We start from the raw sequence: 14,901 nt of genomic DNA on the forward strand, positions 1-14,901 counted from the left end.
TGGTCGGGAAGGCGGGATTCGAACCCGCGACCTCAGCGTCCCGAACGCTGCGCGCTAACCAAGCTGCGCTACTTCCCGTGGGGTCCGAGCGTACTCCCGCCGGCACGCGGCCACCGGAGCCGCCCGGTTGGTTCTCTGGACGCAAGGCGCCGGTATGCGGCTCGTGGTGTCCAGAGAACGCCGGGTCGGCGCCGGGCCCCCCGCCCGACGCCGGCGCGGGCTACACCGTCGCCGGCCGGTACGACTCGTCCTGGTAGGTGCCGCCGTCGAGCAGGGCCTGGATCGCCTTGCGCAGCCGGATGGGGTCGAGGGGCTTGACGACCCAGCCGTCGGCGCCCGCCCGCCGGGCCAGGAAGACGTCGGGCCGGCGGTCGAGCAGCATCAGCACGGGGACGTGGGCGATGCGCCCGGCTCCCTCCTCGAGGCGCAGCTCCATGCACGCCGCCATCCCGCCCATGTTGCCGATCTGGAGGTCGACGATCACCAGCTCGGGGTCGTACTCGTGGACGGCCCACAGCACCGAGGAACCGGCGGTGACCTCGTGGACCTCCACGTCGGGTTGGGTGGACAGCACGGCGGCGACCTCGGCGCGGACCCACGCCTCGTCGCTGGCGACCACGACGTCGAGCACGGCCGAAGGGTAACCCGGGGCCGCCGCGGGTAGCATCTTCTCCCACCGCAGAGGCGCGTCCGCAGCCGGCGCAACTCGGCGGCCCTGTCAGGAGGACCACGTTGCTCGAGATCAACACCGAGCAGGCCGACGGATACACCATCGTCCGTCCGGTCGGCGAGTTGGACGCCTTCACGGTCAGCCAGTTCCGTCAAGCGCTTGCCGAGCTGGCGAGCAACCCCCGCCTGCTCATCGACATGTCCGGCGTTCCCTTCGTGGATTCCGCCGGTCTCGGCGCCCTCATCGGCGGCATCCGCCGCGCACGCGAGCTGGGCGGCGAGGTGGCGGTGTCGTGCAACCGTCCGACCCTGACCCGCCTGCTGCGCACCACCGGCTTCGACCGCATCGTCACCGTGGCGGAGACGGTCGAGGAGGCCGCCGCCGCCCTCCAGCAGCCCACCGACGCGTAGGGCCCCGGCATGCCGGCGTCAGCCGGGTGCCGCGAACAGGTGCCGGCCCAGCAGGCGGAGGCCGTCGACGTCGTGCACGTCGTCGTCCAGCATCGGGACCCGCACGACGGGCGCCGGCGCCACCTCGGCGGTGAGGACGGAGACGTGCGCCTCCTCCCTCTCGGCCACCTGCCGGAAGTCGGCCAGGTTGGCGTAGAGGGGTGCCAGGCCGGTCCCGGCCAGCGACGCCGCCCGCAGCCGCAGGGCGTTGGAGCCGCCCTCGACGGTGACCTCGCCGAAGCGGGGGTGGAGGCGGTTGACGACCAGGGCGTCCACGTCGATGCCGGACTCGCCCAGGCGCCGGGCGAAGAAGCGGGCCTCCCCGACGGCGTCGCCCCGGGCCGAGGCGACGAGCAGGAAGGCCGCCGTTTCGCCCGCCAGCAGCTCCTGGACCCTCTGGGCCCGCTCCCGGAAGCCCTGCTCCATGCCCTCGAAGGCTCGGAAGAAGGCCACCGCGTCGGAGACGACCTCGGCACCGACCACCCGGCTCACCGTGCGCAGGAAGGCCGAGGTCGCCACGTTCACCGCCTTGAGGTAGGCCCGGCCCGGGGTGACGAGCAGGCGGAACACCCGGTTGTCGAGGAAGCGGGTGAGGCGGCGGGGGGCGTCGAGGAAGTCCAGCGCGTTGCGGGTGGGCGGGGTGTCGACCACGATCACGTCGAAGCGGCCCTCGTCGTGGAGCTCGTGGAGCTTCTCCATCGCCATGTATTCCTGGGTGCCCGACAGGGCCCCCGCGATGTTGCGGTAGAGCCGGTTGCGGAGGATGCCCTCGGCCTGCTCGGGCGTGGCCGCGTAGCGGTGGACCAGGTCGTCGAACGTCGACTTGGTGTCGAGCATGGCCGCCCACAGCTCGCCCGCCCAGTCGCCCTCCACCCGGCCCGCCCGGTTGGTGAGCTCGGCCAGCCCCAGGGCGTCGGCCAGGCGCTTGGCCGGGTCGATGGTGACGACGCACGCCCGCCGTCCACGCACGGCGGCCTCGACCGCCAGCGCGGCGGCCGTCGTGGTCTTCCCGACGCCGCCGGTGCCGCAGCACACGACGATGGACCGGTCGACCAGGTGGTCGAGGGTGGCGGTCACGACGGCAGCGCCCCCACCGCGTCGGCCAGGGCGTCGGCCAGGCGGTCGACCTCGGCGGGGCCCACGTCGGTCGTGAACAGGAGTGGCAGCCGCAGCTGGGGCAGGGGCAGCGCGGTGGCGAGCCGCTCGACCTGATCGCCCTGGAGCGCCGTGCGGTGGGCCCGGAAGCCGGCCGCCGCCGCCAGCGCCTCCGCCTCTCCCGGGCGGAGGGTGACGCCCGCCTCCGCCGCCGCGGCCGTGGGGTCGGCGTCGAGGCCCTCGAGCGGCGGGTACAGCCCGTTGACCACCACGGGCGCCAGGCTGACGCCGACCCGGTCCTCCAGGGCGTAGGCGGTGTCCACGGCCTCGTTCACCGGGGTCTCCTCGGGGAGGGTGACGAGGAGCACCTGGCAGCGGTCGGCGTCGCCCAGGAGGTCGGCCACGTCCTCCGCCTGCGCCCGGATGGGGCCGACGCTGACGGCGTCCAGCAGCCCCGAGGCGCTGGAGAGGAAGGTGACGGCGTGGCCCGCCGCCGGGGCGTCGACGACGATCACGTCGGCCACGCTCCTGCGCTCCAGCTGCTTGACCTTGCCCAGCACCAGGATGTCCTTGATCCCGGGGACGGCGGTGGCCACCACGTCGATGGCGCCGGTGGCGACCAGCCGCTTGGAGATGCGGGCCATGCCGTGGCCCTCCAGGTACTCGATGAGGGCGTCGTCGGGCGTGAGGGTGCGGGCCCGGACCTCGCCGCCACCGCCGCCCCCCCCGCCCCCGGGAGTCAGCACCACCTCGTCGTAGGTGAGCGGACCGGGGCGGCCGAAGGCGCCGGCCAGGCCGCCGGTGCCGTCGACGTCCACGAGGAGGGTGTCGAGACCGGCGTTCGCCGCCATGCGGGCGAGGGCGGCGCTGACGGTGGTTTTGCCCACGCCGCCCTTCCCGGCGACGATGAACACCCGGGTCTGTCGGCAGAACCCGGCAGCGTCCATCTCGAATGCGCAGACTACCCAGCCCCCTCGGCGCCTCGATCGCCCCCGCCCTCGCCCTCGTCCTCCTCGGCGCGGCCCTGCTGGCGGCCGCCCCGGCCGGCGCCGCCGCCCAGGCCGAGGGCGGCCGCCACGTCGACGTCATCGAGGTGATCGGCCTGGTCGACGCCGTGCAGGTCGACTTCGTGGAGGATGCCCTGCGCCGGGCCGAGGAGGGCGGCGCCGAGGCGCTCGTGATCCAGGTCGACAGCAGCGGCGGCATCGCCGATCGGGACGACCTCGACGCCCTGCTGTTCCGGATGGCCCACTCGACGGTGCCGGTGGCGGTGTGGGTGGGCCCGAGCGGCGGCCAGGCCCTGGGCCAGGGCTTCGAGCTGGTGGAGGCGGCGGGCATCGCCGGGATCGCCTCCAGGGGCCGGCTCGGCCCCCGCGACCGGCCGGTGCCGGCGGCCCGGGCCGCCGAGCGGGGCCTGGTCGAGATCGTCGCTCCCACGCTGGGCGACTTCATCGTCGAGCTGGACGGGCGGGAGGTGGGCGGCACCACGCTGGAGACGGCCAGGGTCGTCCGGGAGGACGGCTCCCAGCCCCGCCGCCAGCCCACCGTCGACGTGCGCTTCGCCAAGCTCGGCCTCATGGCCCGGTTGCTCCACACGGCGGCCAGCCCGTCGGTCGCCTACCTGCTGTTCGCGGCGGGTCTCGGGCTCATCGTGCTCGAGCTGTTCACCGCCGGCATCGGCGTGGCCGCCTTCACCGGCGCCGTCTGCCTGGTGCTCGCCAGCTACGGGCTGGCCGCCCTGCCCAGCCGGCCCTACGCCGTCGCCCTCCTCGCCCTGTCCTTCCTGGCCTACGCCGTCGACGTCCAGGCCGGGACACCCCGGACGTGGACGGCGGTCGGCACCGTGCTGCTCGCCGTCGGGAGCGTGCGGCTGTACGAGGACGGGCTGGCGCCGTCGTGGGTCGTCCTGGTGACGGTGGTGGGCGGCACGGCCCTGCTCATGGTCGCCGGGCTCCCCGCCATGCTGCGGGCCCGCTTCTCCACGCCCACCATCGGGAGGGAGTCCATGGTGGGCGAGACGGGAGCGGCGGTGGCGGCCGTCGACCCCGAGGGGACGGTCGAGGTGCGGGGCGCCACCTGGCGGGCGCGGACCAACCGGGCGACCCCGATCGAGGCCGGCGACGCCGTCCGGGTGGTGGCGATCGACGGGCTGCTGCTGGAGGTGGAACCGGCCGAGGGCGGCGCAAAGGACTACCGCAAGCACTGAAACCGCAGGTCAGGTGATCGCGGGCCCGGAAACTGCCCCTTGTTCGGACGCGGTGAGGGCGGTAGGGTCGCCTGTCCGAAAGGGGGAGCTTCGTGAGCGTACAGGTCGAGGAGCTCTGGCAGGTGAGGGCTTCATGTCGCGGTCCGCAGGCCGCCATCTTCTTCCCGCCGTCCCATTTCGAGCGTAAGGAGGACAAGGAGGCGCGCGAGAGGCGGGCCAAGGCGATCTGCCAGTCCTGCCCGGTCCGCAAACCGTGCCTCGAGTACGCGTTGACCATCAAGGAGCCGCACGGCATCTGGGGCGGGCTCAACGAGATGGAGCGAAAGCCGCTGCTCGGGAAGTAGCGGCATCGCCTTCGCAAGCGGAGCTTGCTCGGCGAGTCTGGTGGTGCTGCGGGTGGCCGGCGGAGCCGGCCACCCTTCGCGCTGAACCCCTTTTGCCGCCGCCGGCTGCGCCGGCGGCGGTGGCGCCCAGCCGGGGTGGCCGCCTCCGGCGGCGGCCGGCGGCCGGGCGCCGGGAAACCCCCCCCGAGCCCCCCGGTGCGCCAGCGTCGGCGGCCCGGGGACGGCCGCCCGGGACGTGTCCGGCGCCGGGGGACGCCGGCCTCCGGCCTCGGGCGACGCCGGGGTCAGAGCTTGGGGAGCCTGGGGCCGGGGATCCTGAGGTCGGCTCGGCGCCTGGTGACGCCGGTCGTGTCGAGGTGGGCGAGCAGCGGGAGCATGAACTTGCGGGTGGTGCCGAGGGCGTCGCGCACCTGGGCGACGGTGACGCCGCCGGGGTGCTCGGCCAGCAGGCGGGCCACGATGCGGGCCGCGTCGTCGAGGGCGGACGGCGCGAACCACACGCCGTCCTGCTGGATCACCAGACCGCGCCGGGCCAGCTCCCGCAGCTCGTCCCGGTCCACGCCGTCGGGGGGCGGCGGCGAGAACGGGGCCGCCTCCAGGGCGGCGACGAAGGGGTGGCCCTGGAGGGGGTCGGCGCCCCGGCCGGCGGCGAGGGCCCGCCCGGCGTCCACGTCGACGCCCTCCAGGGTCTCCAGCACGGCCCGGTCCCGTTCGTCGAGGGTGGCGACGTCGAGGCCCAGGGGGCCGGCGTCGTCCACCGCCTTGCGCACCCGCTCCTCGGCCGCCGCGAGGGCGGGCGGGTCGACCACCCACCGCCCGACCGTCGGCGCCCGGCGCTCGCCCGTCAGCCGTTCGAGCAGCCCCGCCTCCACCCAGCCGCGCTCGGCCACGACCCGGTCCACCGACCGCGACGGGCGGGCCTTGTAGGCGGGCAGCACGGGCGCCACGTCCAGCACCTCGCCGCCGCCGACCGTCTCCCCGCGGCCGCTCTCCCGCAGGACGAGGCGGTCGCCGGGCAGGAGCGGCAGCTCCACCGGCAGGTGGAGCCGCACCGCTCCCGTCGAGCCGGGCGCCAGCTTCTCGCCGCCCAGCACCCGCAGGCGCACGGGGTACTCGCCCGACCCGATGTAGGCCTGGTAGGCGCCCCGGCGGGACACGTCGTGGTCGAGGGCGCCGAGGACGGTGAACGAGCAGTCGAGCACCCGGGTGGGCGCCCAGTGCTCGGGGCGCACGACGGCGTTGCCGCGCTCGGCCTGCTCGTGGTGGACGCCGGCCAGGTTCACGGCCAGGCGCCGGCCCGGGCCGGCCGTCGTGAGCGCCGCCTTGTGGCTCTGGAGGCCCCGCACCCGGGCGCGGCGACCACTGGGGAGCAGCACCACCTCGTCGTCCACGGCCAGGGGCCCGCCGGCCAGCGTGCCGGTCACCACCGTGCCCGAGCCCTTGGCCGCGAACGCCCGGTCGACCCACAGCCGCGGCCGTCCCCGGTCGGCGGCCGTCGGCGTGGTGGCGAGGAGGCCGTCGAGGGCGGCCCGCAGCTCGGCCACGCCGGTGCCGGCCAGGGCGTCCACGTCCACCACGTCGGCGTCCTCCAGGAACGTGCCCTTCACGTGGTCGGCCAGGTCGAGGTGGGCCAGCTCGCGCCACTCGTCGTCGACCAGGCCGACCTTGGTGAGGGCCACGATGCCGCGGTCGATCCCCAGCAGCTCGAGGATCCGCAGGTGCTCCTCGGACTGCGGCTTCCAGCCCTCGGTGGCGGCGACCACGAACAGGCAGGCGTCCACCGCCCCCACGCCGGCCAGCATGTTCTTGAGGAACCGCACGTGGCCGGGCACGTCGACGAAGGCCATCTCGCGGCCGCTGGGCAGCGTGGTCCAGGCGAAGCCCAGGTCGATGGTGAGGCCGCGCGCCTTCTCCTCGGCGAAGCGGTCGGGGTCCATCCCGGTGAGGGTCAGGACCAGGGTGGACTTGCCGTGGTCGACGTGGCCGGCGGTGGCGACGACGTGCACGTCAGCGGGGCAGCGCGGCGAGCGCCTTGGCCAGCACCTGGTCGTCGGCCGGATCGACGGTGCGCAGGTCGAGGATCGTGCGGTCCTCGGCGACGCGGGCGACGACGGGCGGGTCGCCGGCCCGCAGCACGTCGGCGGCCGCCGCGCCCGCCACGGCCACGCCGGCCGACGGGATAGCCAGGCCCGGCACCGACCCGCCGCCGGGCACCGACTCGCACTCCACCACCTCGACGCCGTCGAGGCCGGTGGCCAGCGCCTCGGCCCGCGCCCGCAGGGCGGCCACCGGCACGGTCGCCATGCGCCAGAACGGGATGGCGTCGCCGTCGCGGCGGAGGTAGGCGAGCGCCGTCTCCTGGAGGGCGGACAGGACCAGCCCCCCGGCCCGGAAGGCGCGGGCCAGCGGGTGGCGGGCGCACCGGTCCACCAGGTCGGCGTGGCCGGCGATGACGCCCGCCTGCGGGCCGCCCAGCAGCTTGTCGCCCGAGAAGGTGACGAGGGCGGCGCCGGCGGCGAGGGTCTGGCGGGCGGCCGGTTCGGCGGCGACCCACGGCGGCGGCCCGGCGGCCAGCCACGGCGTGGCCGCGTCGAGCAGGCCCGACCCGATGTCGGCGACCACCGGCACCCCGAGGCCGGACAACGACGCCACCGACACGTCCTCGGTGAACCCCACGATCCGGTAGTTGGACTGGTGGACCTTGAGGATCAACGCCGGGTCGGTGCGCTCCACGGCCTCGGCGTAGTCCCCCCGGCGGGTCCGGTTGGTGGTCCCCACCTCGACCAGGCGGGCGCCCGACTGCTCGAGCACCTCGGGGACGCGGAAGCCGCCGCCGATCTCCACCAGCTCGCCGCGGCTGACGACCACGGCCCGGTCGACGGCCAGCGCCGCCAGCACCAGCACCACGGCGGCCGCCCCGTTGTTGACGACGAGGGCGTCCTCGGCGCCGCAGGCCCGGGCCAGGAGGGCGCCGGCGTGGTGGCGGCGCGACCCCCGTGTCCCGGTGGCCAGGTCGAACTCCAGGTTGGCGTAGCGGGCGTCGGTGCGGTGCGAGACGGGCGCCCGGCCCAGGTTGGTGTGGAGCAGCACGCCGGTGGCGTTGACGACGGGCTGGAGGAGCGCGCGGGCGGTGGCCTCGGCGACGGCGCGGGCCGAGCCGGGGTCGCCGCCGGCGATGGCCCGGCGGGCGGCGTCGACCAGGAGGGGGTGGGGTAGGCCGACGTCGGCGATGTCCCTGGCCAGGGCGTCGACGGACGGTGGTCGCACGCAGCGCAGCCTACGGCTGGCGTCGTGCGAGGATGGTGCGGATGGCCGGTGGTGTGGCACGTGGCGTGGGGCGGGCCGTCGCTCTCTTCCTGGTCTGCGCGCTGGTCGTGCCCGTCGCCGTGGGCGGCACCATCCTGGCCACCTTCTTCTTCGCTCCCCTCCCCGCCGCGCTCCCCGACCCCCGGCCCACGGTGGCCAGCCGGATCAGCCGCGTCTTCGCCATCGACGGGGCCGGCAACCGCATGGAGATCGGCGCCTTCCGCGAGTTCGAGCAGAACACCCCGGTCAAGCCCGAGGACATCCCCCAGGTCCTGAAGGACGCCGTCATCTCGGCCGAGGACAGGAACTTCTACAGGCACGGCGGCATCGATCCGCGGGGCAGCCTGCGGGCCCTGTGGGCCGACATCCGCAAGCAGCGCCTGGAGCAGGGCGGCTCCACCATCACCCAGCAGTACGTCAAGAACGCCTACGTGGGCCAGGAGCGCACCATCATCCGCAAGGTCCGGGAGGCGATCCTCGCCAGCCAGCTCGACCGCCAGGTCGACAAGGACGAGATCCTCTTCCAGTACCTCTCGAACATCTACCTGGGCGAGGGGATCTACGGCGTGGGCGCGGCGTCGGAGAGCTACTTCCGCAAGCCGGTCAGCCAGCTCACGCTCTCCGAGGCGGCCATGATCGCCGGGCTCATCCCCGCCCCCAGCCGGTACGAGCCCCGCGGCAACCCGGCGCTGGCCGACTCCAAGCGCACCCTCGTCCTCGCGACGATGGCGGAGGAGGGCTACATCACGCCGGCCGAGCGGGACGAGGCGGCGGCCCAGAAGGTGTGGCTGGCCGTCCAGGGCCCGCCGCCGGGCCCGGCGACCCTCGTGCACCCGTCGCAGCAGCAGAACACCGTCTTCCCGTTCTTCGTGGACTACGTCCGCCGGTACCTCGAGCTCCGGTACGGGCCGGCCAAGGTGTTCCGGGGCGGCCTCGAGATCACCGTCACCATGGACCCCGAGCTCCAGGCCCACGCCGAGGCCACCGTGGCCGACGCCCTCAGCGGCACCGCCGCCCCGCTGGAGATGTCGATGGTGGCGGTGGAGCCGCCCACCGGCTACGTCAAGGCGCTGGTCGGCGGACGGGACTTCGCCACCTCGCAGGTCAACCTGGCTCTCGGTGGCTGTCCCCGCAAGCCCACCGACGAGAAGATCAGGATCGAGGTGGAGGCCAGCTGCTGGAGCGCCCCGTCGGTCGGTGGCGGCGGCCTGGGGCGCCAGCCCGGGTCGTCGTTCAAGCCCTTCGTGCTGGCCGCCGCCCTGTCCCGCGGCTTCGAGCCGACCAAGGTGTACCCGGCGCCCCGGGTGTTCAACATCCCGGGCTGCCGGGTGACGGCGACCAACAAGTGCACCATCGGCAACGCCGAGGGCGGCGGGGGGGGCAGCGCCACCATCGAGTCGGCCACGGTGCGCTCGATCAACACCGTCTACGCCCAGCTGGTCCGCGACGTCGGCTGCAGGGAGACGGGGGAGATGGCCCGGGCCCTCGGCGTGACGTCCGCCTGGTACAGCCCCACGTTCCACACCTGCAGCGGCACCTACGCCCTGGGCGTCATCGACGTGTCCCCGCTGGAGATGGCGTCGTCGTTCGGCGTGTTCGCCTCCCGGGGCGAGCGGGCGCCGCCCGTGCCCGTGCTGGAGGTGGCCGAGCGCACGATCGACGGCGAGCGCCGGGTCATCGAGGACAACACCCGGCCCCAGCGGGAGCGGGTGCTGGACGAGATCATCGCCGACGCCGTCAACGACATCCTCGACGAGACGATCCCCAACGGCACCGCCCGGGCGGCCGACATCGGCCGGCCGGCGGCGGGCAAGACGGGGACGGGCCAGAACTACACCAACGCCTGGTTCGTGGGCTACACGCCCACCCTGTCGACGTCGGTCTGGATGGGGTACAGCAACGACCAGAAGACGCCGCTGCGGGGCATCAAGGGCGTCGACCGGGTGTTCGGCGGCACCATCCCGGCGCGCACGTGGCAGCGGTTCATGAAGACGGCGCTGGACGACGTGCCCGTCACCAAGTTCTCCGAGGCCCCGCCCATCAAGAACCTGGCCGAGGCCCTCCGCCGCGACGCCCGCGGTGGCTTCGATCCGGGTGACCAGCGCAAGCTGCCCGACCCCGACCCCGGTGGGCAGTGGCTCGTGGAGCCGCCGCCGCCGAAGCCGGCCCCGCCCACGACCCTGCCGCCCGTCCCCGTCCCGGTCCCGGGCGACGCCGACGCCGTGGTCGCCCCCGCGGTCGTCCCCGGTCCGCCAGCTGCCCCCACGACGACGGCAGCGCCGCCCGCCACCACCCCGACGACCCGCCGCTGAGCCCGCTCGGGCGGCAGGCCCCGGCGCCGGGGCGGAGCCGGCCGGAACCGGGGGGCGGGAGCCGCGCCGGGGAAGTGGGCGGAGCGGGCGGAGCGGCGGCACCACGGCTTCTGGCGGCACGAACGGGCGCATACCGCCCCCGTCTGCCGCCGAAACCGGCCCGCCGACCGGTGTGGCCGCGGGCGGTCGTGGCCGGGTGCCGAGCTCTGGCGGCAGGAACGGGCGCATACCGCCCCGATCTGCCGCCGAAACCGGCCCGGGGGCGGGGTCAGCGCCTGGCGCCGGGCCCGCTCACCTCGTCGGGCGACGGGCACTTGAGGACCTTTTCGCAGACCGCGCTGACCAGGGGGGCGAAGAACACGTCCTCGGTGGCGAAGCCGAGGGGCGAGTACGTGCGGGTGGCGACCGCCACCACCTCGCCCTCGGAGTTCACCAGTGGCCCGCCCTGGAAGGCGGGGCCGACCGCCGCGTCGTGCTGGATCCCGGCCCCCGAGACGTCGGCCACGAAGCCCTGGCTGATCGACCCGCCGGCCGCCCCCAGGCCGGAGATGGCGAAGAGGCGCTCGCCCGTCTTCACCGGCGGATCGCCGGCCATCGCCAGCTTGGGCACACTCCCCTTGCCCACGACGAGCAGGGCCAGGTCGCGGTCCTCCTGCCACGTCCACAGCTGGGCGGGCACCTCGGCGTCGCCCTGGCGGACCGTGATCTTGGGCGCCGGCTGGCGGGTGGCGGCCCGGACCGTGGTGTAGGAGGTGACGGCGAGCGTCTGCTCCGAGTCCGACGCCAGGGCGAAGGCGGTCCCGACCGACGGCTGCCCCTGCTCGTCCTGGGTGGTGACGAAGAACAGCGACGCCCGGACCTTCTCGACCAGGGCCTCGAGGGTCCCGCCCTCGGCCTGGATGCGGCGCAGCGGCTCGAGCTCCTTCTCGATCTCGGCCACGGAGTTCTCGCGGAGGGCGTCGATGGTCTCGGTCGCCGTCTTGAAGCGGTTGTCGAAGCCCTCCAGGAAGGTGGCGACCCGCTCCTCGGTCTTGTCACGCTTGTACTCGTAGTAGGAGTAGAAGGCGACCCCGCTGGCGGCGCTGCCGATGGCGAAGGCCAGGATGAGCGTCGCCATCCCGAGCACCGTCCGGGGCCCGAGCATGCCGCGCCATGCGGGTCGGTCGCCGTTCGGACGCGTCCTCATCTGGCCGGAACGCTAGTGCCAGCGGGCCCCCGCAAAGCAGGACCGCCCGCCCCTCGGCGGGGCGGGCGGTCCGGTGGCGGGTGCCGCACCGGGGTGCGGCAGGTGCTCAGGCCGCGGCCATGTCGACGATCGGCTGGTTGAGCCGAATGCCGCCCGTGGACCCGTGGAACTGGGCCCGGAAGGCGAACACGCCGCCGTCCTTGGCGACGAGCCAGTAGCCGTCGCCGTCGGGGTCGGTGGCCATTCCGACCATGGGCTGGTTCAGGGTGATCGCCCCGGTGGAGCCGGCGAAGGTGGCATCGAAGGCGAACACGCCGCCGTCGCTGGCCACCATGAAGTAGCCGCGACCGTCCCGATCGTGGGCTGCACCGACGATGGGCCGGTTGAGCCGGGTGGCGCCCAGCGAGCCCGAGAAAGCGGCGTCGAAGGCGAACACGCCGCCGTCGGAGGCGAAGAGCCAGTACCCCGAGCCGTCCGGGTCGGCGGCCGCCGCCACGATGGGCTGGTTGAGCTTGATGGCGCCGGTGGAGCCCTTGAAGACGGCGCCCGGCCCGAAGGCGAACACGCCGCCGTCGCTGGCGATCAGGTAGTACCCGTTGCCGCCCGGAGCCGCGATCATGTCGACGATCGGCTGGTTGAGGCGGATGGCGCCGGTCGAGCCGAAGAACGGGGCGTCGAAGGCGAACACGCCGCCGTCGCTGGCGACCTCCCAGTACCCCCTCCCGTCGGGGTCTGCGGCCATGCCGACAATGGGCCGGTTGAGGGTGATGTTGCCGGTGGAGCCCGAGAAGGGAGCGTTGAAGGCGAAGATGCCACCGTCCGCCGCGCTCAGCCAGTAGCCACGGGGCTGGGGTCCACCGGGGATCGTCGTCGTCGTGGTCGGACAGTCGCCGTAGCCGTACCCGGTACCGGCGTGGTACCCGAACTGCCCGCACGCCAGGTGGGCGGCGTTGTCGAAGCCGGAACCGATGATCGGACCGCTGACGAGAGCCGAGACGAGCAGGCCGACGGCCAGAAGGCCGCCGACCGCGGACTGGAGCGGGTTCCGCCTGACGATCCGAACCATGAGCCTCCTAAATCGGTGCCGCTATGACAGGACTGCGTGATTCTTCCTGTTTCGCCCTGGGAAGTCAACTGGGACAACCCGACATTCCGGTATCGCTAGGCGCACCGGTGCGGGGACGTCGGCCGCTCAGTCGGTTTTGGGCCTTCGGTCACTACCCGGGGCCAACCGTCCGTTCCTGCTCTTTCGCCGGGCGCCCAAACCGGCCAGAGCGACGAATGCGACCGTTGCGATCGACACCGCGTACGACGCGCGGACGACGGACCAGTGGCCGAAGCGGACGTCCATCGGCGCGGCGCCGACCTCGAACCCCGTGACGCCACCTGCCAGCCGCACGGGCTCGCGGTCGCCCGCCCGCCAGCTGGCGTCGAACTGCTCGCCGAGGACCACCCACCCCGGCTGACCGGCCGACAGGCGGTACCGGACCGGCGACCGGCGCTCCCCGGCGGCCTGGGCAACGGTGCCCGCCGGGAGGGTCGGGACGGCAGGGCTCCGAACCCGCCCGGGGGCCTCGCGACGCACCCGGACGGCGGTGCCCGAGAGGTCGGCGACCTCCGACAGCCCCGCGTACTCCCCCCAGTCCGCCACCCTCACGCCCACCGGGACGCGAGCGGGGGCGACGACCGGGACGGTGCTGCGGTACACGGCGATCTCGTCGCGGTCGAGCACCTTCTCGAGGTCGCGCTGGGCGTCGAGCCACCGGTACTGCTCCCAGTCCGCCGTCTTGGCCACGACGACGAAACGCACCCCGTGTGGCGCCACGAGCTGGCCGAACGAGGTCAAGCTTCGCCCCTGCGAATACAGGAACTCCAGGTACGCCGAGCGTATGGATCGGGACGCCGTGCGGATGCCCGGAAGCTCCACGTTGTCGCCGGCGATGACGTCACGCCGGAACGCGAACGGGGCCGGGTTGGCGACGATGCGTTCGGTAAAGGGAAACGAGAGATATTGGTGCCAGGGAAGGAACAGGATCCGCTCTGCGCCGTCGCCCATGATCCAGTCCGCTTCCGCCCACGACGCCGGGTACCTGCTCACCTCGACGCGACCGCCGAAGCCCCAGAACATGGTCGGCGCCGTGGCCACTGGAAGGACGAGCAGGGCGCCCGTCCACAGGAGCCGCCCGGCCGGGCGGCGGGTGCCGGCGACCAGCGCCTCGGCGCCCAGCCCGAACAGCACGGCGTAGGCGAGGGCCAGCAGGGCGGCGAACTTCTGCGGCTCGCGCGTGACCTCGAAGCCCGGCAGGTTGTCGAAGAGCCAGCGGTAGGCGGCGCCCGCCGGCCCCTGGTCGCCTAGGGCGAAGAGGAGGCCAAGGGCCCCCGACCCGGCGGCCACCGCGACCAGGCGCCTGGTTGGCCCGCCGGTGCGCCAGCCCCGGGCCGCCCCCGTCCCGGCGACCACCACGACGGCGGCCCAGAACAGCGGCCACCCCGGCACGTCGTCCTTCGGCAGCGGGATCTCCTGGCGCCAGAACCCGTGGAGCCCGGCGACGTTGCCGACGAGGGCGACGGGGCCGTCGCCGGTGGTGCGGTAGGCGGCCAGGTCGGCGGCGCCCACCTCCACCGGCGGCGGCCGGCCGATGGCGGGCAGCACCAGGTAGGCGTTGGCGACCACAACCACCGCCGCCAGTCCGGCCAGCCAGGCGGCGGTCCGGCGCGACGGCCGGGTGGCGATCATCACCGCGCAGACGGCGGCCACCAGCCAGGCGAAGTGGGGGGCGAGGGCGACCAGCAGAGTGATCCACAGCACGGGGCGCAGGCGGGCGGCCACCCCGTCTGCCTCCTCGGCGCGCAGCAGCGACCGGACGGCGAGGGGCAAGAGGGAGTAGGCGAGCAGGAAGGCGACGTGCCCGGCGAAGACCCGGTCGAACACGAACGGGTTCACGGCGTACAGCAGCCCGGTGGCGACCCGCCGCGTGCGCGGCCCCTCGACCAGTGCACCAGCCGACAGCCCGGCGCCGAACAGCCCGGCGGCGATCGGGAGCCATCCGAGCACGGAGTGTCCGATCAGCTCGCCGAGCGCCCAGGCGGCCAGCGAGAACGGGAGCGCGGCGGTGAGGCCGCCGTCGAGCCCCCACAGGGTGGGCGGTGGCGGCACGTGGGGCCCCCGGTTCCAGTCGAGGAGGAACAGCCATCCGTCCTGGAGCAAGGGCGCGCAAACGGCCAGCGCCGCCGCGGCCGCCACCGCCACCCGCGCCACCGCCGCCCACTGGGACGTTTCGTCCCCCTCGCCCACCCGGCTAGAGTCGAGCGAATCGGTCATTTGGGGAGTAG

General features: G+C 74.4%; 12 protein-coding genes and 1 tRNA gene. 4 read left to right on the forward strand and 9 right to left on the reverse strand.

What is annotated here, in order from left to right:
- A tRNA-Pro gene (locus tag VM242_04900) sits at nt 1–78 on the reverse strand.
- A gap of 142 nt (nt 79–220) precedes the next feature.
- Nucleotides 221–631, reverse strand: a complete 411-nt coding sequence (locus tag VM242_04905; GenBank protein ID HVM04490.1) for a response regulator — start codon at nt 629–631, stop codon at nt 221–223.
- Nucleotides 632–732: 101 nt separating this feature from the next.
- On the opposite strand from VM242_04905, the gene VM242_04910 reads away from it, so the two are divergent.
- Nucleotides 733–1,080 carry an STAS domain-containing protein gene (locus tag VM242_04910; protein ID HVM04491.1) on the forward strand — a complete coding sequence of 116 codons (348 nt, stop codon included), beginning with the start codon at nt 733–735 and terminating at the stop codon, nt 1,078–1,080.
- An 18-nt stretch (nt 1,081–1,098) separates the two neighbouring features.
- Here the strand turns inward: VM242_04910 and VM242_04915 are convergent, their stop codons facing one another.
- Both VM242_04915 and VM242_04920 read right to left on the reverse strand, forming a co-directional pair.
- Complete coding sequence (locus VM242_04915; protein ID HVM04492.1) at nt 1,099–2,196, reverse strand: ArsA-related P-loop ATPase; 1,098 nt, start codon at nt 2,194–2,196, stop codon at nt 1,099–1,101.
- A complete protein-coding gene (locus VM242_04920; GenBank protein ID HVM04493.1) occupies nt 2,193–3,161 on the reverse strand; it encodes an ArsA-related P-loop ATPase in 969 nt (322 codons plus the stop codon). The genes VM242_04915 and VM242_04920 overlap by 4 nt, the downstream gene beginning before the upstream one ends.
- A 5-nt stretch (nt 3,162–3,166) precedes the next feature.
- Here VM242_04920 and VM242_04925 point away from each other — a divergent pair, with 5 nt between their 5' ends.
- Together VM242_04925 and VM242_04930 are read left to right on the forward strand one after the other, a co-directional pair.
- Nucleotides 3,167–4,420 (forward strand): NfeD family protein, encoded by a 1,254-nt coding sequence (locus tag VM242_04925; GenBank protein ID HVM04494.1) that lies wholly within the window; start codon nt 3,167–3,169, stop codon nt 4,418–4,420.
- A gap of 92 nt (nt 4,421–4,512) precedes the next feature.
- Nucleotides 4,513–4,764 carry a WhiB family transcriptional regulator gene (locus VM242_04930; protein ID HVM04495.1) on the forward strand — a complete coding sequence of 84 codons (252 nt, stop codon included), beginning with the start codon at nt 4,513–4,515 and terminating at the stop codon, nt 4,762–4,764.
- Nucleotides 4,765–5,048: 284 nt separating this feature from the next.
- On the opposite strand, the gene selB is transcribed toward VM242_04930, so the two are convergent.
- Nucleotides 5,049–6,770 carry a selenocysteine-specific translation elongation factor gene (selB, locus tag VM242_04935; protein HVM04496.1) on the reverse strand — a complete coding sequence of 574 codons (1,722 nt, stop codon included), beginning with the start codon at nt 6,768–6,770 and terminating at the stop codon, nt 5,049–5,051.
- Between the two features lies 1 nt (nt 6,771).
- Complete coding sequence (gene selA, locus VM242_04940; GenBank protein ID HVM04497.1) at nt 6,772–8,031, reverse strand: L-seryl-tRNA(Sec) selenium transferase; 1,260 nt, start codon at nt 8,029–8,031, stop codon at nt 6,772–6,774.
- A gap of 41 nt (nt 8,032–8,072) precedes the next feature.
- Here selA and VM242_04945 point away from each other — a divergent pair, with 41 nt between their 5' ends.
- Entirely contained in the window at nt 8,073–10,382 is a 2,310-nt protein-coding gene (locus VM242_04945; GenBank protein ID HVM04498.1) for a transglycosylase domain-containing protein, read from the forward strand.
- Between the two features lie 268 nt (nt 10,383–10,650).
- On the opposite strand, the gene VM242_04950 is transcribed toward VM242_04945, so the two are convergent.
- From VM242_04950 to VM242_04960, 3 genes are all read right to left on the reverse strand, one after another.
- The gene (locus VM242_04950; protein HVM04499.1) at nt 10,651–11,568 is read right to left on the reverse strand and encodes a serine protease; all 918 of its coding nucleotides are present in this window, start codon (nt 11,566–11,568) and stop codon (nt 10,651–10,653) included.
- 106 nt (nt 11,569–11,674) lie between these two features.
- Entirely contained in the window at nt 11,675–12,634 is a 960-nt protein-coding gene (locus tag VM242_04955) for a hypothetical protein (protein ID HVM04500.1), read from the reverse strand.
- A 126-nt stretch (nt 12,635–12,760) separates the two neighbouring features.
- A complete protein-coding gene (locus tag VM242_04960; GenBank protein HVM04501.1) occupies nt 12,761–14,890 on the reverse strand; it encodes a hypothetical protein in 2,130 nt (709 codons plus the stop codon).
- Between the last annotated feature and the right edge of the window lie 11 nt (nt 14,891–14,901).

It is taken from the genome of Acidimicrobiales bacterium (assembly GCA_035540975.1).
Classification (GTDB): Bacteria; Actinomycetota; Acidimicrobiia; order Acidimicrobiales.

Bases quoted from the DNA above. Each gene is read 5' to 3' on its own strand.
- VM242_04920 (HVM04493.1), bottom strand. From the start codon at position 3,161: ATGGACGCTGCCGGGTTCTGCCGACAGACCCGGGTGTTCATCGTCGCC.
- VM242_04925 (HVM04494.1), top strand. From the start codon at position 3,167: ATGCGCAGACTACCCAGCCCCCTCGGCGCCTCGATCGCCCCCGCCCTC.
- VM242_04945 (HVM04498.1), top strand. From the start codon at position 8,073: ATGGCCGGTGGTGTGGCACGTGGCGTGGGGCGGGCCGTCGCTCTCTTC.
- VM242_04950 (HVM04499.1), bottom strand. From the start codon at position 11,568: ATGAGGACGCGTCCGAACGGCGACCGACCCGCATGGCGCGGCATGCTC.
- VM242_04955 (HVM04500.1), bottom strand. From the start codon at position 12,634: ATGGTTCGGATCGTCAGGCGGAACCCGCTCCAGTCCGCGGTCGGCGGC.
- VM242_04960 (HVM04501.1), bottom strand. From the start codon at position 14,890: ATGACCGATTCGCTCGACTCTAGCCGGGTGGGCGAGGGGGACGAAACG.